This window comes from Xenorhabdus thailandensis (assembly GCF_037996785.1).
In the GTDB taxonomy this organism is placed as follows: Bacteria; Pseudomonadota; Gammaproteobacteria; order Enterobacterales; family Enterobacteriaceae; genus Xenorhabdus; species Xenorhabdus griffiniae.
In genome coordinates this window covers 22,358-40,275 of sequence record NZ_JBBMXF010000017.1, presented here as the reverse complement: position 1 = coordinate 40,275, position 17,918 = coordinate 22,358, and the positions used below count along the sequence as shown (strand labels likewise).

Annotated in this window: 12 protein-coding genes and 1 pseudogene; 7 read left to right on the top strand and 6 right to left on the bottom strand. The window is 44.9% G+C overall.

Annotated elements, in window-relative coordinates:
* Positions 1–8: 8 nt before the first annotated feature.
* Positions 9–992, bottom strand: coding sequence for a quinone oxidoreductase (locus AAC853_RS16690; RefSeq protein ID WP_340615210.1), 984 nt, complete (start codon positions 990–992; stop codon positions 9–11).
* 278 nt (positions 993–1,270) lie between these two features.
* Between AAC853_RS16690 and dnaB the strand changes: the two genes are divergently transcribed.
* The 3 genes and pseudogenes from dnaB to AAC853_RS16675 all read left to right on the top strand — a co-directional run bounded on the left by dnaB (position 1,271) and on the right by AAC853_RS16675 (position 5,123).
* Positions 1,271–2,680, top strand: a complete 1,410-nt coding sequence (gene dnaB, locus AAC853_RS16685; RefSeq protein ID WP_340615209.1) for a replicative DNA helicase — start codon at positions 1,271–1,273, stop codon at positions 2,678–2,680.
* 102 nt (positions 2,681–2,782) lie between these two features.
* Positions 2,783–3,861, top strand: a pseudogene (gene alr, locus AAC853_RS16680) (alanine racemase).
* Between the two features lie 68 nt (positions 3,862–3,929).
* Positions 3,930–5,123 carry an amino acid aminotransferase gene (locus tag AAC853_RS16675; RefSeq protein ID WP_338884506.1) on the top strand — a complete coding sequence of 398 codons (1,194 nt, stop codon included), beginning with the start codon at positions 3,930–3,932 and terminating at the stop codon, positions 5,121–5,123.
* A 186-nt stretch (positions 5,124–5,309) separates the two neighbouring features.
* Here AAC853_RS16675 and AAC853_RS16670 read toward each other — a convergent pair whose 3' ends face one another.
* From AAC853_RS16670 to uvrA, 3 genes are all read right to left on the bottom strand, one after another.
* The gene (locus AAC853_RS16670; RefSeq protein WP_340615208.1) at positions 5,310–5,876 is read right to left on the bottom strand and encodes a disulfide bond formation protein B; all 567 of its coding nucleotides are present in this window, start codon (positions 5,874–5,876) and stop codon (positions 5,310–5,312) included.
* A gap of 12 nt (positions 5,877–5,888) precedes the next feature.
* The gene (locus AAC853_RS16665) at positions 5,889–6,047 is read right to left on the bottom strand and encodes a DUF5993 family protein (RefSeq protein ID WP_338884509.1); all 159 of its coding nucleotides are present in this window, start codon (positions 6,045–6,047) and stop codon (positions 5,889–5,891) included.
* A gap of 246 nt (positions 6,048–6,293) precedes the next feature.
* Positions 6,294–9,125 carry an excinuclease ABC subunit UvrA gene (gene uvrA / locus AAC853_RS16660; protein WP_340615207.1) on the bottom strand — a complete coding sequence of 944 codons (2,832 nt, stop codon included), beginning with the start codon at positions 9,123–9,125 and terminating at the stop codon, positions 6,294–6,296.
* 250 nt (positions 9,126–9,375) lie between these two features.
* On the opposite strand from uvrA, the gene AAC853_RS16655 reads away from it, so the two are divergent.
* A complete protein-coding gene (locus AAC853_RS16655) occupies positions 9,376–9,891 on the top strand; it encodes a single-stranded DNA-binding protein (RefSeq protein WP_338884513.1) in 516 nt (171 codons plus the stop codon).
* 561 nt (positions 9,892–10,452) lie between these two features.
* Positions 10,453–11,790: a group II intron reverse transcriptase/maturase gene (gene ltrA, locus AAC853_RS16650; protein WP_340613479.1), complete on the top strand. Its 1,338-nt coding sequence runs from the start codon at positions 10,453–10,455 to the stop codon at positions 11,788–11,790.
* Positions 11,791–12,005: 215 nt separating this feature from the next.
* On the opposite strand, the gene AAC853_RS16645 is transcribed toward ltrA, so the two are convergent.
* Both AAC853_RS16645 and glk read right to left on the bottom strand, forming a co-directional pair.
* Positions 12,006–12,788: an aminoglycoside adenylyltransferase family protein gene (locus AAC853_RS16645; RefSeq protein WP_338884515.1), complete on the bottom strand. Its 783-nt coding sequence runs from the start codon at positions 12,786–12,788 to the stop codon at positions 12,006–12,008.
* Between the two features lie 205 nt (positions 12,789–12,993).
* Positions 12,994–13,962: a glucokinase gene (glk, locus tag AAC853_RS16640; protein WP_340615206.1), complete on the bottom strand. Its 969-nt coding sequence runs from the start codon at positions 13,960–13,962 to the stop codon at positions 12,994–12,996.
* Positions 13,963–14,626: 664 nt separating this feature from the next.
* Between glk and AAC853_RS16635 the strand changes: the two genes are divergently transcribed.
* On the top strand, positions 14,627–15,973 hold the full coding sequence (locus AAC853_RS16635) for an NCS2 family permease (protein ID WP_338884519.1): 1,347 nt from the start codon (positions 14,627–14,629) through the stop codon (positions 15,971–15,973).
* 293 nt (positions 15,974–16,266) lie between these two features.
* A complete protein-coding gene (locus tag AAC853_RS16630) occupies positions 16,267–17,916 on the top strand; it encodes a Na+/H+ antiporter (RefSeq protein WP_338884520.1) in 1,650 nt (549 codons plus the stop codon).
* Positions 17,917–17,918: the final 2 nt, after the last annotated feature.

Sequence of the window (17,918 nt, the reverse complement as noted above, 5' to 3'; positions counted from 1 at the left end):
TTCAGAAATTATGGAATCAATAAGCTGGAACCGTGGGTTGCACGGTTTTCCAGCGTCTGGTGTGCTCTTACTGCTTCTCTCAGTGGAAATTTCTGGTTTTCTGGTACATCCACATTAATTTTGCCGCTGGCAATTAAAGCAAATAATGTCTTGCTGGCTTCAGCTAACTCTTCGCGAGTAGTGATATAGCCATTAAGGGAAGGGCGGGTGAGAAACAGCGAACCTTTCTGATTGAGGATACCCAAATTCACGCCGGTTACGGGGCCTGAAGCGTTACCGAAACTGACCATCAAACCTTGTCGTTTCAGGCAATCCAGCGAATCCAGCCAAGTCTCTTTGCCGACAGAATCGTATACGACACCGACTTTTTCCCCGCCAGTAATAGCCAAGACACGTTCTGCAATATTTTCGCGACGATAGTTGATGGTTTGCCATGCCCCTGCTGCCTTGGCGAGTGCCGCTTTTTCGTCTGAGCCTACTGTGCCAATCAATTTCGCACCCAATGCTTTTGCCCATTGGCAGGCAATCAAACCAACACCACCAGCGGCAGCATGAAATAGAATTGTTTCGCCTGTCTGGAGCTTATGAGTCAAATTGAACAGATAGTAAACAGTCAGCCCTTTTAAAAATGATGCAGCCGCTTGTTCGAACGAAATTTCATTCGGCAACAGCGCGACTTTGCTTTCAGGAACGTTGTGTATTTCACTGTAAGCACCTAAAGTTGACTGAGCATAAACCACACGATCACCGACTTTAATTGATGTCACATTGGAACCAACTTTAGTAACAATGCCTGCGGCTTCCGTTCCCAGGCCACAGGGCAGGCTGGCTGGTGGATATAACCCACTGCGCATGTAGGTATCAATATAATTAATGCCGATAGCTTTGTTTTCGACTTGTACTTCATCGGGAACAAGGTCAGCGGGTATAAATTCACAATATCGGAGTACTTCTGGGCCGCCAGTAGCGGATAATTCGATGTGTTTTGCCATGGTAACGCTCTCATTATATTAGAAATACTGGGAACAGCTTCGCATGTTTGCAATGAAATAGCTGCAAATAACGTTAATGTATTTGAAATCATTACAGACTATACGCATTAAACTTCAAGTTGCAATTGACAGCACGATATGAAACCTGATTTCTTCGCGGGGAGAAATCACACGCATCTTGAAATTAGATTGGTATATATATAATTACTCAAGGCTGTTTTCATGGCGTATACTGATACCCTATTTCGTTTTTTGTTTCGTGGATTGATGCGGTATACATGGCTGGAAAAAAACCAACTAACAACAGTATGGCTGAACCAAAAGATCGCCAAGTGGAAGGGCTGAAACTTCCACCACACTCTTTGGAAGCAGAGCAATCCGTGTTAGGCGGTTTGATGCTGGATAATGAACGTTGGGATAGTGTATCCGAACGGGTTACTAGCAATGACTTTTTTAGCCGACCACACAGGCGTATTTTTGCTGAAATGCAGCGTTTGCTCGAAACGGGCAAACCTATCGACCTGATCACATTAGCGGAATCTCTTGAACAGAATGGTGAACTCGATAATGTCGGAGGGTTTGCCTATCTTGCTGAATTGTCGAAAAATACCCCAAGCGCGGCGAACATCAATGCTTATGCCGATATTGTCCGCGAACGTGCAGTAGTACGCGAGATGATTGCGGTAGCCAATGAAATTGCCGATGCAGGCTATGATCCGCAAGGGCGAACCAGCGAAGAACTGTTGGATTTGGCTGAATCACGAGTATTCCAGATCGCAGAAAATCGGGCAAATAAAGATGAAGGTCCAAAAGGCATTGAACAGATCCTAGAAGAAACTGTTGAACGAATTGAACAGCTCTATCAGCGCCCGCATGATGGTGTAACAGGCGTTTCTACCGGCTATCAAGATCTGGATAAGAAAACCGCAGGATTGCAAAAATCAGATTTAATCATCGTGGCGGCGCGTCCTTCAATGGGTAAAACGACTTTTGCGATGAACTTGTGTGAAAACGCGGCCATGATGCAGGATAAACCTGTTTTGATTTTCAGCCTTGAGATGCCCGGCAACCAGATCATGATGCGTATGCTAGCGTCTCTGTCCCGCGTAGACCAAACACGTATTCGTACCGGTCAGCTTGATGATGAGGATTGGGCACGCATTTCCAGTACGATGGGGATCTTGCTGGAAAAACGCAATATGTATATCGATGACTCATCTGGTTTGACGCCAACAGAAGTACGTTCCCGTGCGAGACGCATTTTCCGCGAACACGGTGGGCTCAGTTTGATTATGATCGACTACCTGCAATTGATGCGAGTACCTTCTCTATCTGACAACCGAACACTGGAAATTGCGGAAATATCCCGCTCATTAAAAGCATTGGCAAAAGAACTTCAAGTGCCGGTCGTCGCACTCTCCCAGCTTAACCGTAGCTTGGAACAGCGAGCCGATAAGCGGCCGGTTAACTCCGATCTACGTGAATCAGGCTCTATCGAACAGGATGCTGACTTGATCATGTTTATCTATCGTGACGAGGTTTATCACGATAACAGTGAACTGAAAGGTGTGGCAGAAATTATTCTTGGTAAACAGCGTAACGGCCCTATCGGCACGGTAAGGCTGACATTTAATGGCCAATGGTCACGGTTCGATAATTATGCTGGACCAAGTTACAGTGACGAATAAATCCAAGTGCCTATCGTTCGTGTTCAAATAGCGTCAATAATCAATATCGAAGATAGGCTGTTATTATCAAACCTGACTGAAAAATGATAAAAAGGGGATGGAATGAAAGCGGCAACTGCTGTTATCGACCGCCGCGCTCTGCGACACAATCTGCAACAGGTGAGAGTACAAGCGCCTGACAGTAAGTTAATTGCAGTTGTGAAAGCAAACGCCTATGGACATGGTTTATTAGAAACTGCTTACACAATGGAAGATGCTGATTGCTTCGGTGTTGCTCGCATTGGGGAAGCGCTGGCCTTGCGCAGTGGTGGGATCGCCAAGCCAATCTTGCTATTAGAAGGTTTTTTTGAAGCGGCTGATCTCCCCGTTTTAGTCGTCAATCATATTGAAACCGTGGTGCATAGCATTGAACAGCTTGAAGCATTGGAACAGGCGGATTTATCCCATCCCATTAAAGTGTGGATGAAACTCGATACAGGTATGCATCGTCTGGGAGTCCGGATCGATGAAGCAGACGCATTTTATCAACGTCTCAGCCGCTGTCGTCATGTTGAGCAACCCGTTAATATCATCAGCCATTTTAGCCGTGCAGATGAACCCACAGTTGAAACGACCCAGCAACAAATGGAGCGTTTTATGGCATTTATCGTGGATAAATCTGGCGAAAAATCCATTTCTGCATCAGGGGGATCTTATTATGGCCAAAGGCGCATTTGGACTGGGTTCGTCCCGGCATCATGATGTATGGTGCTTCGCCGATGGCCGATAAGACTGCTGCCGATTTTAATTTACTCCCTGCCATGACACTCAAATCCAGCTTAATCGCCGTTCGTAAACACAAAGCGGGTGAAGCAGTAGGATATGGTGGTACGTGGAGCAGTGAACAAGACACCTATCTTGGCGTTGTGGCAATGGGATATGGTGATGGCTATCCCCGCAGTGCACCTGCCGGTACGCCAGTATTTATTAATGGTCGGGAAGTGCCACTTGTTGGCCGTGTATCTATGGATATGATTACTGTGGATCTGGGACCAACATGCCAGGATAAAGTTGGAGATGAAGTTATCCTTTGGGGGAATGCCCTGCCAGTTGAAAAAATTGCAGCGCATTCGGGGATCAGCGCTTATGAGCTAATTACGAAACTGACTTCACGTGTTGCGATGGAATATCTAGACGAATAATCCGGGTAAGTTATATTGTCTGTTATTGCACTTTTAATAAATAATTCAATAGCAGGGAGTATAACGTAATGTTCCAGAATGTTGATGCGTATGCGGGCGATCCTATCCTGTCGTTAATGGAAGAGTTCAAAAATGATCCCCGCGCAGAAAAAATAAATCTGAGCATCGGGCTGTATTACGATGAAGAGGGTATAACGCCAAAATTACAGGCTGTTGCAACTGCTGAAAAACAAATAAACGCCTTGCCACAGTCTGCTTCCCTTTACCTCCCAATGGAAGGTTTGTTTGCCTATCGTACGGCAATTCAGGCATTACTGTTTGGCAAAGATCACCCACTATTAAACCAACAACGTATTGCTACGATCCAAACATTGGGTGGTTCAGGCGCATTAAAAGTAGGGGCTGATTTTTTACATCGTTATTTTCCTGATTCTGAAGTATGGTGCAGTGATCCGACGTGGGAAAACCATGCCACTATTTTTGCCGGAGCAGGCATCAAAGTGAACTATTACCCTTATTTTGATGATAAAACCAAAGGGGTAAAGTTTGACGAAATGCTGGCAACATTCAAGCAATTGCCGGCAAAAAGTATTATTTTGATGCATCCTTGTTGCCATAACCCAACAGGTTCCGATCTCACCAATGACCAATGGGATCAGGTGGTTCAGGTGACTAAAGAGCGGGGATTGCTGCCTTTCCTTGATATCGCTTATCAGGGATTTGCCGATGGTATGGAAGAAGATGCCTACGCTATCCGCGCAATGGCCAATGCGGGGTTGCCTTGCCTGGTCAGCAACTCATTTTCGAAAATTTTCTCATTGTATGGTGAGCGTGTTGGTGGATTATCAGTTATCTGTGACGATGTAAAAGCGGCTGAACATGTCTTGGGACAATTGAAAGCGACGGTGCGCCGTATTTACTCCAGCCCACCAAATTTTGGTGCGCAGATTGTAGCCAGAGTATTGAGTAATCCTGAATTAAAAAACCAGTGGTTGGACGAAGTTGAACGGATGCGTTTGCGTATTCTGGAAATGCGGACAGTATTGGTCAATGCCCTGCAACAAGCACTACCAGAAAAAAACTTTGACCATTTACTGCAACAGCGTGGAATGTTCAGTTATACCGGATTTAGTCAGACACAAGTGGATAGATTACGTGAAGAATTTGGCGTCTATCTGGTCGGTTCTGGCCGCGTTTGTATGGCTGGTGTGAATCATCATAACGTGCAACGCATTGCAGAAGCGTTTGCGGCGGTGAGTTAATGATTTTTATTGTTTGCGAGTGTTGACCAAATGGCCATGCTTGTCTACATCTGTAGACGGCGTGGTGTGATATCTAATCACGCCAAGAAAATTAGTGATTTGTTGGTGAAAAAATCGGCTTAAAAAAACAGAAGGTTGCTGGAATTATGCAGCCTTCTGTTTTAATAGTTTCAATATAAATAAAGATTACTTTTGCAATAACTGATAGAACGTTGGGTTGTCATCACATTGTCCACCACCACACTCTAATAGGGTAGAAACTAGATTGGCTGCAATCAGAAATGCGAACAAGCCCATGACAATTTTGCCTGAAGTTGGAGGTGTGTATCTTGTTGAATCAACATTGCCTGTTTTCAGGGGCATGATAGCGGCGATGGCAATAATAGTCAGAATAGATAGAATGGCAGCCCAGGTATAAAAATGCAGGCCGAAGAAAGTTGAACCATATCCCGTATCGCCCGGCATGATATGAAGAGAAACCTGCCGCATGGCAATGAAACCAGTTATAATGCAGCCGAGCAGTGAAAGACTATAATGGGCATTTTTTATGCCAAAATAAATATTAAACAAAAAGCCAAAACCAATCATGATAATGCCTGCTCGCTGCAATAAACATAATGGGCAGGGAAGTTCAAAGCGGGCTAATTGATAATAAAACGCGATTATCAAAACCACACTAATACCGAACAGACCCAGAATATTTAAGGCCATTGCAAGGTTAGCATTACGCGGAGCTGACATTGTATTATTCATTATTGCCTCCGATTAGAAAGAAAGGTTCAATGCATCAGTTGCATGATATTTAAACCAAAATACCGTGATAACGAATAAAGCAAACCACAGGGTATATGTGAGCTTTTTCTTATCGGTAACAACTGTGACGATGATAATTAGCGCAATTAAGAATGGTAAAAACATATACATGTTTAATCTCCATTATAAATTTAAAGAATATGTTATGCCATTATGGCACTAATACTTCGGTGATGTGAGTATTAATAGTATTAGATCAACAATACAATACTAATTCACGAAAGGTTGTTTCACCTGAATTGACCGTAAGAAAAGGCTTAACTGTCCGTAGTAAATTGAATTTGATAAATAATTGTCTATAAAATAAATAAAAAACTCCCCACGATGTGAGGAGGATTATAAATAGTTTTTTTAAAATTAATCTCGCTCAAGTATTGGCTTCAAAAAACGAGCAGTGTGAGATTTTTCACATTGAATGACTTCTTCGGGTGTTCCTGAAACCAATATTTCACCACCGCCGCTACCACCTTCAGGGCCAAGATCGACAATCCAGTCAGCCGTTTTGATCACATCAAGATTATGTTCGATGACGACAATAGTATTTCCTTGATCTCGCAATTGATGCAGAACGGATAATAGTTGCTGAATATCCGCAAAATGCAGGCCGGTTGTTGGTTCATCAAGGATATACAGTGTCTGGCCTGTACCCCGTTTAGACAATTCCCGCGCCAGTTTTACCCGCTGCGCTTCCCCGCCAGAAAGTGTCGTTGCGGATTGCCCCAGGCGAATATAGGAAAGGCCGACATCTATCAAAGTTTGCAACTTACGGGAAAGCGCAGGAACTGCGTCAAAAAACTCACGAGCCTCTTCGATAGTCATATTCAGCACTTCATTAATATTCTTGCCCTTATATTTGATTTCCAGCGTTTCTCGATTGTAACGCTTACCCTTACATTGATCGCAAGGCACATAAACATCAGGTAAGAAATGCATCTCAACTTTAATTACGCCATCACCTTGACAGGCTTCACAACGTCCGCCTTTAACGTTGAAACTGAAACGCCCCGGTGTATAGCCACGGGTACGGGATTCAGGAACGCCTGAGAATAACTCTCTGACAGGCGTAAATATACCCGTATAAGTGGCAGGATTTGAACGTGGGGTTCTGCCAATCGGGCTTTGGTCGATATCGATTACCTTATCAAAATGCTCAAGACCCTGGATATCAATATAAGGGGCAGGACTAATATTTGTTGCTCCATTTAACTGACGCTGTGCAATAGGAAATAACGTATCGTTGATCAACGTTGATTTACCGGAACCAGAAACGCCTGTGATACAAGTGAACAGGCCGATGGGGAGATTTAATGTCACCTTTTTCAGGTTATTGCCTTTTGCGCCAATCAATTTCAGCATCTTATCTGGATTAACAGACACGCGCTGCTCTGGAATAGCAATTTGACGCTCACCACTGAGGAATTTTCCTGTGAGTGATTTTGGGCTTTCCATGATAGCGGTAATCGTTCCTTCGGCAACAATCTCGCCGCCATGTACACCTGCGCCCGGCCCAATGTCAATAATATGGTCAGCCGCACGGATGGCATCTTCGTCATGTTCGACAACGATAACCGTGTTACCCAAATTGCGCAGGTGCAGTAAGGTTTCCAGCAAACGCTCATTATCCCTCTGATGCAGGCCAATGGAAGGTTCATCCAATACATACATCACACCGACGAGTCCTGCACCAATCTGGCTCGCCAAACGGATACGCTGGGCTTCCCCACCGGAAAGCGTTTCTGCTGAACGGGAGAGCGTCAGGTAATTTAATCCAACATTAACCAAGAATTTCAGGCGATCACGGATCTCTTTCAGGACTTTTTCGGCAATTTGGGCGCGTTGTCCACTCAGCTTGATATTTTGGAAAAACGCCATCGCATGACCGATGCTGAAATCCGAAATTTGTGGCAGCGTAGTATCTTCGATAAAGACATAACGCGCCTCCTTACGCAGTCGCGTTCCATCGCAGGAAACGCAAGATCGATTGCTGATATATTTTGCTAACTCTTCCCGTACGGCGGTGGATTCCGTCTCTTTATAGCGGCGTTCCATATTGTGCAGCACACCTTCGAACGGATGGTGGCGAACAGTCACATCACCACGATCATTGGTGTATTTAAATTCGATGGATTCTTTACCTGAGCCGTATAAAACCACTTTCTGAATGGTTGGGCTTAACTGATTAAACGGTGTTTCGATATCGAATTTGTAGTGTTCTGCCAGTGATCTTAGCATCTGAAAGTAATAGAAGTTACGGCGATCCCAACCACGGATCGCACCTCCGGCAAGGGAGATACCTTCATTTTGGACAACGCGTTCGGGATCAAAAAATTGCTGAACCCCTAATCCATCACAAGTAGGGCAAGCCCCTGCGGGATTGTTGAAGGAAAACAAGCGAGGTTCTAACTCGCTCATACTATAGCCACAGATTGGACAAGCAAAATTGGCGGAGAAGATCAGTTCTTCGGCCTGTGTATCCTCCATATTGGCAATGACGGCAGTACCACCGGAAAGTTCTAATGCAGTTTCGAATGATTCCGCTAATCGCTGGGCGAGATCAGCACGCACTTTAAAGCGGTCGATGACGACTTCAATGGTATGTTTTTTCTGTAATTCGAGTTTTGGTGGATCGGAAAGGTCACACACTTCACCATCAATACGGGCGCGAATATAGCCTTGTGCAGCGAGATTATCCAGCAGCTTGGTATGTTCACCTTTACGCTCTTTGACGACAGGAGCCAGTAACATCAGGCGTTGGTTTTCTGGTAGAGCCAAGACGTTATCTACCATCTGGCTGATTGTTTGTGCCGCCAGCGTGATATCATGCTCAGGACAACGTGGTTCACCCACTCGCGCAAATAGCAGACGGAGATAATCGTGAATTTCAGTTATCGTGCCGACCGTAGAACGTGGGTTATGGGAAGTAGACTTTTGCTCAATGGAAATGGCCGGGGATAGCCCCTCAATATGATCGACATCCGGTTTTTCCATCAGTGACAAAAACTGGCGTGCATATGCAGAGAGGGATTCAACATAGCGACGTTGCCCTTCCGCATACAGGGTATCGAAAGCCAAAGATGACTTACCGGAACCCGATAGCCCAGTAATGACTATCAGCTTGTCACGGGGAATTATTAAATTGATATTCTTAAGATTATGGGTGCGGGCGCCCCGAACTTCGATGTTATCCATATACCACTTCCCAGATGATTGATAGAGCAAAACTCATAAACGCGTTATTATTGCACAAACATTGCTGAATGGATATACAGTATTTAACGGACAATCGTGCTGTCACCATGACAATGTAAAGTACGATGCGCTTCGCAAAGTATAATATAACGGCTCTCTGTTTAAACTTATCTCTCGCATGGTAAACTACATTGCTTATAATTAGATAAATCCGTTTTTAGCAAAATTCATTTCATCAGGAGTATTCCCAATGGCCAGCAGAGGCATAAACAAAGTTATTTTAGTGGGTAATTTGGGACAGGACCCAGAAGTTCGCTATATGCCGAATGGCGGTGCAGTGACCAACATTACTCTGGCAACGTCTGAGAGCTGGCGTGATAAACAAACCGGTGAGATGAGAGAGAAAACCGAATGGCATCGTGTCGTGTTTTTCGGCAAATTGGCAGAAGTCGCCGGTGAATACCTGCGCAAAGGTTCTCAGGTTTATATTGAAGGTTCTTTGCAGACCCGTAAATGGCAGGATCAGAACGGCCAAGACCGTTATACCACGGAAATTGTCGTCAATCCTGTCGGTGGGGTAATGCAGATGCTGGGTAGTCGTAGTGGCGCAGCACAGGATGCGCCAGCGCAAGGCGGTTGGGGGCAACCACAACAGCCACAAGCCTCTCAGCAATTCAGTGGCGGTGCTCCATCTCGTCCAGCGCAGTCGCCTATGCCACAGAGCAATGAGCCGCCGATAGATTTCGATGATGATATTCCTTTCTGAGCGGTTCGCTAAGCTGCTCAGTGTCTTGCAGGTGAAAGTCCTGCCGCAGTAGTTGGTTGATTTGACTGCGTAGCTATGGCGTACGTGTGGATGGTGACTGAAACACGGGAGCAACGCCGGATAAACGTGACCCCTGACCCAGACTGTGGGTGCGCGCAAGTATGCAGCCCGTAACGCAAGTGAACCTGAACAAGCCTCGTAAATTTCAGCCATACAGTTATGCTGGGAGAGTGTGGTGTAGGGTGATCCTGCCGAGCCTTTAGAATGGGGGCGAAGGCCAGTGAATCATGATGGATTAACAACCATATGAAGTCATGACAGGGATCCGGGGTATTGAGGATGGGATGCATGTATAGCACTGAGTGGAACGAACGAGACCTCTACCTGTCGTAGTCTAACCCACTGCGTAATCAAAGATATAAGGTAACCGCTGAAATTCTGAGAGATGCAGGATAGAGGAGTCGGAGGAGGTCATAGTACTGTTGATGGTAGGGACAACATAACCTTACCGTAGGGAAGGACCTCTACTTCTGTCATGCCTGTTGTTACAGGAGGTACTACGTGATTGCGAAAGCTCTAAACACGGCATTTGAAAAGGTACGAGTACTGCAACGCAAGCTATACCTGGCAGCCAAGGCGGATCCAAAACGTAAATTTGGTGTTCTGTATGACAAGGTATGTAGTGGTCGTGTGCTTGTTATGGCATGGACGCAGGTTAAAGCCAATAAAGGTTCTTCAGGAATTGATAGGTTAACAATCGATAAGATTGAAACTGAAATTGGTGTAGGTAACTTTCTGCAAGACATCCAGAAGAAGCTAGTTCAAAAGAAGTACTCTCCTCAACCGGTGCGTAGGGTTTACATTCCTAAACCGGATGGAAAGGAAAGACCACTGGGCATACCTGTTATTGAAGATCGTGTAGTTCAGGCAGCAGTAAAGATAGTCATAGAACCGCTTTTCGAAGCGAGTTTTAAAGATTTTTCATATGGCTTTCGGCCTCGCAGAAATGCGCAGCAGGCGCTGAGAGAAATCTATAAGTGGCTAAATTTTAAATGTTACTGGGTGGTAGATGCTGATTTGAAGTCTTATTTTGACACTATCCCCCATGATAAATTGCTGTTATCGGTGAGAACCAGAGTCATAGATCGCTCAGTTGTGAAACTGATTGAAATGTGGCTGAAAGCTGGAGTAATGGAAGAGGGAAACCTGAAAGCGGGGATAGCAGGAACTCCACAAGGAGGCGTGATATCTCCACTACTGGCTAATCTTTACCTGCACTGGCTGGATCATATCTGGGAAAAAGAGGGATTCAATCAGCGTGAGCATGACGCTCATCTTGTTCGTTATGCCGATGACTTTGTCATTTTGTGTAAGAAAGCACCGAGGTTTTATCTGGCTCAAGCCTGTAAGGTACTTGATCAGCTTGGATTGACGCTAAATACCGAAAAGACGAAAGTCGTTCATGCAATAAAGTCACCGTTTGACTTTCTGGGGCACAGGTTTGCAGTGCAGCCGTCCAAAAGGGATGGAAAATTGAGAACCTATTACTACCCCTCACCAGAAGCGATGAAAAGAGTAAAGCGAAAGATTCGTGAAGTGACACGAAAAGGTCAGCATCGGGATCTTCCGGAGCTAATCAGAACAGAAATAAACCCAATCCTTAGAGGGTGGGGTAATTATTTCAAGACGTGCAACTCCCGGATGCATTTCAAAAGCATCGCAAATTACACGATATGGACACTCTGTATTATGTTGAGGAAGAAGCACAAGAAGCGAACTAAAGGATGGAGGGACCATCCGCCGAGCTGGTTCTACAAGTATCACGGGTTATTTAAGTTGTATAGTCTGTCGATAAACGGAAACGAAGTCAGTCGGTATGCTCGCCTTGTAACGTCGTAATGCAGCAGGAAGAAGACAGTCGGAAAGCCGTGTGCGGGAAAACCGCACGCACGGTTTGACGAGGGGCCGCTGGGGAGATGACATCAAACTTGAGGCCTACTCTACGAGTGAACTAAAAAAGCAGCTTGATTCTGGTCAGAACCAGTCACAGATTTTGCGATCTGTAGTCGTTTAACTTTGATCTGGCAATTGTTTTTGTTTCGATAATTGTCAGATCAAGTCTTAAGTTTCACACATAGATTTGTTAGCACACAATCGTGCAGCGAACTTACCGTAATTTGAAGTTCTTGCTGGCGATTTTGCCAATCTTCTTCATGCCCTTTCAAATAGGTTTCCCGCGCATCGGCTAAGACTGCGGCCTGTGTGGCAGGAAGACGCTCAGCCGCCCAATCGGCAGCAACGTCCTTAGAAACAAACTCTCCCGTCACTAATGTCCGCCACATACGCGCCAGCGTTAGAAGGACATTACGTTCATCTCCCTGTAGCGTCTCAATTAAATTCGGCAGGACATCCTTAATAGCTCGATGAATATCCGAACTTGGAATAGCGGGTAGGAGATTGCTTGTGTTCGAGCCGAGCAGTGGTATTGCTTCCTGCCGTGCTTGAGCCAGCACCAAGGTAAGCTCTGGATCATAAACTGGCTTGGGAATTTCTCCCACCTCATATTTATGGCGTAGCCACTCACCATAAATAAATTCACTTCGGGCAGGATAAAGCGATGCGATGAGATTGGTGCGCAAGAAAACAATCAGTTCAATCGGGCGATGCCCATCAGGATCAAAAGGATATCGGCCTGATACCATCATTAAATCGGCAGCGAGAGATGCCCGAACCTCAGATGTCATCGGTTGGTCAATAACCACGAGCAAATCTACATCGCTGCGGGGGCGAAGACCACCAACCGCAGCCGAACCATGAAGGTAGACCGCGACCAGCGATTCGGCTAATCGCTTCTGGACGATCAACAATACTTGCTTTGCTTCAGAAGGAATAGTCACTCAATAGCTCACTCATAAAATATTTATGCTAAATATTGCTCAAAATTATCACCAGCAAAGCAAACAAATAGCATGAGCATATACCAATCTCATTTCAAGATGCGTGTGATTTCTCCCTGTGAAGCGGGGGAGAAATCACGTTTCATAGCGTGTTGTAAATTGCAACTTGAAGTTTAATGCGTATATATAAATATCTTGGTTCTATTTAACCAATCGCTTTACCCAGTAATTGGCGAATATAAGATCCTGCACCCAATAACCCTGGTTTATCATGAGTAATCAGATATACAGGAATATCTTTTAAATAGTCTGTAAATCTGCCTTTGTTTTCAAACCCTTGCCGGAAACCTGATTTTTGGAAGAAATCAAAGAAACGAGGGACGATCCCACCTGCAATGTAAACACCGCCAAATGCACCCATATTCAGCGCTAAATTTCCACCAAAACGTCCTAACGCGGTACAGAAGAGTTCTAACGCTTGTTTGCAGATAGAGCAATTTCCATTCAGTGCACGGTCAGAAACATCGCGAGGGGTAAGATCTTCGGCGACTTGCCCGTTGAGTTTCATCAGGGAACGATAAATATTCACTAAACCAGGGCCGGAAAGGACTCGTTCAGCGGAGACATGTCCATATTCTTCGCGCAGTACGCGCAACATATGATCTTCTTCCACACTATCTGGCGCGAACTCTACGTGACCACCTTCACCAGGTAAGCTCATCCATTGGCTGCCAGTGTGAACAAGATGCGCGACTCCTAACCCAGTCCCTGCACCATAAACCGCAATAGGGCGTTTAGTTTGAGGTTGCTTTCCACCAATCTGAATTACGTCATCTGCTCCCAGAACCGGAATGGCGAGGGAAACGGCGGTAAAATCGTTAATCACCTCAAAACGTTCCCATCCCAAAGAGGCTTTCATTTGTCTAACAGAAAAACGCCAACTATGGTTAGTCATGCTGATTACATCGTCCGTCACCGGACAGGCAATAGCGATACTGCCATATTTGACTTCACAATTCTGCTGTTTCAAATATTGGCGGATAACAATTTCAAGCGATTCATAATGCGCACAGGGATAGAATTCGACCGCGCTCAATTGCCCAGTATCTACATCACATAATGCCAGACGTGCATTTGTACCGCCGATATCACCTACCAGGGCATAAGTTGTCATGGTTTATCTCCTTAATTCTTACAGAAATCCTAATGAATCAGTCAAAAGTCGAATTGAGGGGATTTTACACAAGGTCAGGCTTAAAGGCCGCATAAAAATGTGTCGATAGGGTGTGGGGATCAGATAATATCTTGATTATTATAGGTTATAAGACCCATTTCATCAGCCAGAAAATCTACGGCTTTGATAACTGAGTTAGAAGACCTGAGTGGCTGTGATTCAATAGCGACTGACAGTTGATTTTCTTTAAGCCGATCACCGAATAGCATGATTGCCTTATCACCATGTTGTTTTGATGCCCACGTTATCGCTTGAGCAGAGGGATTATCACGGTAAATTTGGCCTGCGATTTGGCTTCGGAAAGCAAAGCATCTTTGTTAACCAATACCCCTGTAAATATACAGAATACCGAGTATGAGTTTTATCATCTTTGATGTGATTATTGCTTGATTCTTATCCCTGATTCACTGGATAATCGTTGGCTTCAAATTTTCTCACTGTTTCTTTATCCAGCAGGCCAAACGATTGCGCAAACGAATGGTTGAGCCAATGAATGCAGCACTGATTTTTATTATCTTGTGGCGTAATCGTTTTCGTTTGAAGAGGTGAAGAAATAGGGAGAGAACTTTTAAAGCGATATAGTTAACAGAAGCAGGGGAAAAACATGTCTGGTATGCAGGCACCAACTCAATGCAAACTCGATAGGTATTTTAAGATTACTGAACGCGGATCGACAATACGTCAGGAAGTTCTCGCTGGATTAACGACATTTTTGGCGATGGTCTATTCCGTTATTGTGGTGCCAGGGATGCTTGGGCAAGCCGGATTTCCTCATACCGCCGTGTTTATTTCTGTTTGTTTGGTGACCGGTATTGGTTCGTTATTGATGGGGTTGTGGGTTAATTTGCCAATGGCGATTGGCTGTGCGATCTCGTTGACAACATTTACCGCATTTAGCCTGGTATTAGGGCAACAGGTCAGCATTTCCGTGGCTCTCGGTGCGGTTTTCCTGATGGGATGTTTGTTTACGTTAATTTCAATAACGGGCGTGCGAGCGTGGATTTTGCGTAATATGCCAATGGGTATTGCACATGGAACGGGTATTGGCATCGGTTTGTTTTTATTGTTGATTGCAGCCAATGGCGTAGGTCTGGTGGTAAAGAACCCAAACGCTGGCTTGCCTGTGTCTTTTGGTTCATTGACGTCATTTCCTGTGGTGATGACGTTATTGGGGCTGGCGGGCATTATCGGTCTGGAACGTAAGAAGGTGCCGGGTGGTATCTTGCTGATGATTATCGCAATTTCTATTATCGGCTTGATTTTTGATCCAGCCGTTAAATATCAAGGATTCTTTAAATTTCCTACATTGGGGGAAGATGGTTTGTCCCTGATGTTCAGTATGGATGTTATGGGCGCTTTACAGCCTGTTGTATTACCCAGTGTTTTGGCTCTGGTCATGACAGCTATATTTGACGCAACGGGTACAATCCGGGCTGTGGCGGGGCAAGCTAATTTATTGGATAAGAGAGGCCAGATTATCAATGGCGGCAAGGCACTGACAGCCGATTCTGTCAGTAGTATTTTTGCTGGAATGATCGGTTCTTCTCCCGCAGCGGTTTATATTGAATCTGCCGCAGGAACCGCTGCTGGAGGCAAAACGGGTTTAACTGCTTCCGTTGTTGGTATTTTATTCCTGTTGATTGTATTCCTATCCCCGCTGTCGTATTTAGTGCCTGGCTATGCTACGGCTCCTGCCTTGATGTATGTCGGATTACTGATGCTGAGCAATGTGCGAAAGCTGAATTTTGATGATTTTGTTGATGCAATGTCAGGTTTACTGTGTGCGGTATTTATTGTGCTGACTTGTAATATCGTCACAGGCATTATGCTGGGTTTCAGTGTCCTGGTTGTTGGGCGTATTTTTTCGGGTGAATGGCGTAAATTGAATATTGGCACGGTTATACTTGCTATTATATTAGTGGTATTTTATGCCGGCAATTGGGCTATCTAATTAAAATAGGATGTGTAAACAATTGGCGTTTGCACATCCCTTCCTACCCCTCTGTTTCATTATTAGCCATATTGTGATTGCCAAGTATGTTCTAAAATGTGCTAATTTTTCAACATACTCAAGTTGGTAAGCATAAAATAGAAAAATGAAGCAATGCTTATTGATTCACAATGTGATTGCTTTTTGATTTTCTTTAGTAACTGTAATATTTATGGTTATTAGCGCTATTATTAACAGTAAAAAACAGTCACAATCTTTCCACTGACGGATTTTTGGCAATTTGTAAGGGTAACATGGAAATATTCTTTACTATCTTGATCTTGATTTTGGTGGTGTCAGTTTCTGGTGTTCTTACTAAAATGATTCCGTTCCGTATCCCCTTGCCGATAGTGCAAATAGCAATGGGAGCGTTGCTGGCTTGGCCTCATTTTGGTTTACACGTTACTTTCGATCCTGAACTTTTCCTCGTATTACTTATCCCCCCTTTGTTATTTGTTGATGGTTGGAAAACACCAACCAGAGAGTTTTTCCAGCATGGGCGTGAAATCGTCATTTTAGTTTTAGTATTGGTACTGGTGACGGTTATTGGCATTGGTTATTTGATCTATTGGTTATTGCCAAGTATCCCTCTTATTGCTGCCTTTGCACTGGCGGCGGTATTGTCCCCAACAGATGCGGTGGCGTTGTCATCAATTGTTGGAAAAGGACGTATTCCTAAAAATATGATGAGCGTGCTGGAAGGGGAAGCATTAATGAATGATGCTTCCGGTCTGGTGGCTCTGAAATTTGCGGTGGCGATTGCCATGGGCACGATGGTATTTACTGTCACTGGCGCAACGGTGGAGTTTTTCAAGGTTGCGATTGGTGGTTTGTTGTCGGGCATCGCCATCACATGGTTATACAGCAAATCACTGCGCTTAATGAGTCGTTGGAGCGGGGATGATCCTGCAACTCAAATCATGTTTATGATGTTGTTGCCGTTCGCTTCCTATATGATTGCCGAGCATATCGGTGTATCAGGGATTTTGGCTGCGGTTTCCGCAGGTATGACTATCAGTAAAGCAGGAGTGATCCGTAACGCACCATTGGATATGCGTCTGCGTGCCGATAATGTATGGGGAATGCTGGCCTTTGTCTTCAATGGCCTGGTGTTTATCATGCTGGGTCTGCAATTGCCGGGCATTTGGGAAACATCGGTAGATCAGGCTGAGCTTGATCCAAATGTTGAAACCTGGATGCTGTTTGCTGCCGTTGGCATCATTTACGTTGCGCTGGTATTACTGCGATTCAGTTGGTTATGGCTGATGAAAAATATCAGCAAGATGCTGATAAAGAAAAAACCGCTTCAGTTTGCCTCCTATACGACCCGTGAATTATGGTTGGCTTCTTTTGCGGGTGTCCGTGGGGCAATTACACTGGCAGGTGCACTGTCTGTGCCACTGTTCCTGCCGGATGGCGACCCATTTCCGGCACGTTATCAGTTAATTTTCATTGCAGCGGGCGTGATTTTGTTCTCCCTCTTTGTCGGGGTTATCGGTTTACCTTTGCTGCTACGTGGCATGAAAGTTGGCGATAAGCAAGCAGATCTCGATGAAATCAGAATGGCAAAATCGGCAATGGCTGAAGTTGCTATTGTCAGTATGAATAAGATGGAAGAGCGTCTGTCGGCCAGCACTGAAGAAAAATTGGATGCAGAAGTCATTAATGAGGTTGCATCTCGCGTTACCGGTTATTTGCGGCGCCGTACCGCGGGAACGGATGAAATCGAGCATAATCTGATGGTTGAAGATTTGGAACGCCGTTTCCGTTTGACGGCATTAAGGGCTGAACGCGGGGAGTTATATCACTTGCGTGCAACCCGTAAGATTAGTAATGAAACACTACAAACGTTGCTACATGATCTTGATTTGTTAGAAGCGCTTTTAGTGGAGAAAGATCAATAAAA

What these genes read in the sequence shown, in the direction of transcription:
- AAC853_RS16690 (WP_340615210.1), bottom strand. Translation starts at nt 992, where the DNA reads ATGGCAAAACACATCGAATTATCCGCTACTGGCGGCCCAGAAGTACTC.
- dnaB (WP_340615209.1), top strand. Translation starts at nt 1,271, where the DNA reads ATGGCTGGAAAAAAACCAACTAACAACAGTATGGCTGAACCAAAAGAT.
- AAC853_RS16675 (WP_338884506.1), top strand. Translation starts at nt 3,930, where the DNA reads ATGTTCCAGAATGTTGATGCGTATGCGGGCGATCCTATCCTGTCGTTA.
- AAC853_RS16670 (WP_340615208.1), bottom strand. Translation starts at nt 5,876, where the DNA reads ATGAATAATACAATGTCAGCTCCGCGTAATGCTAACCTTGCAATGGCC.
- AAC853_RS16665 (WP_338884509.1), bottom strand. Translation starts at nt 6,047, where the DNA reads ATGTATATGTTTTTACCATTCTTAATTGCGCTAATTATCATCGTCACA.
- uvrA (WP_340615207.1), bottom strand. Translation starts at nt 9,125, where the DNA reads ATGGATAACATCGAAGTTCGGGGCGCCCGCACCCATAATCTTAAGAAT.
- AAC853_RS16655 (WP_338884513.1), top strand. Translation starts at nt 9,376, where the DNA reads ATGGCCAGCAGAGGCATAAACAAAGTTATTTTAGTGGGTAATTTGGGA.
- glk (WP_340615206.1), bottom strand. Translation starts at nt 13,962, where the DNA reads ATGACAACTTATGCCCTGGTAGGTGATATCGGCGGTACAAATGCACGT.
- AAC853_RS16635 (WP_338884519.1), top strand. Translation starts at nt 14,627, where the DNA reads ATGTCTGGTATGCAGGCACCAACTCAATGCAAACTCGATAGGTATTTT.
- AAC853_RS16630 (WP_338884520.1), top strand. Translation starts at nt 16,267, where the DNA reads ATGGAAATATTCTTTACTATCTTGATCTTGATTTTGGTGGTGTCAGTT.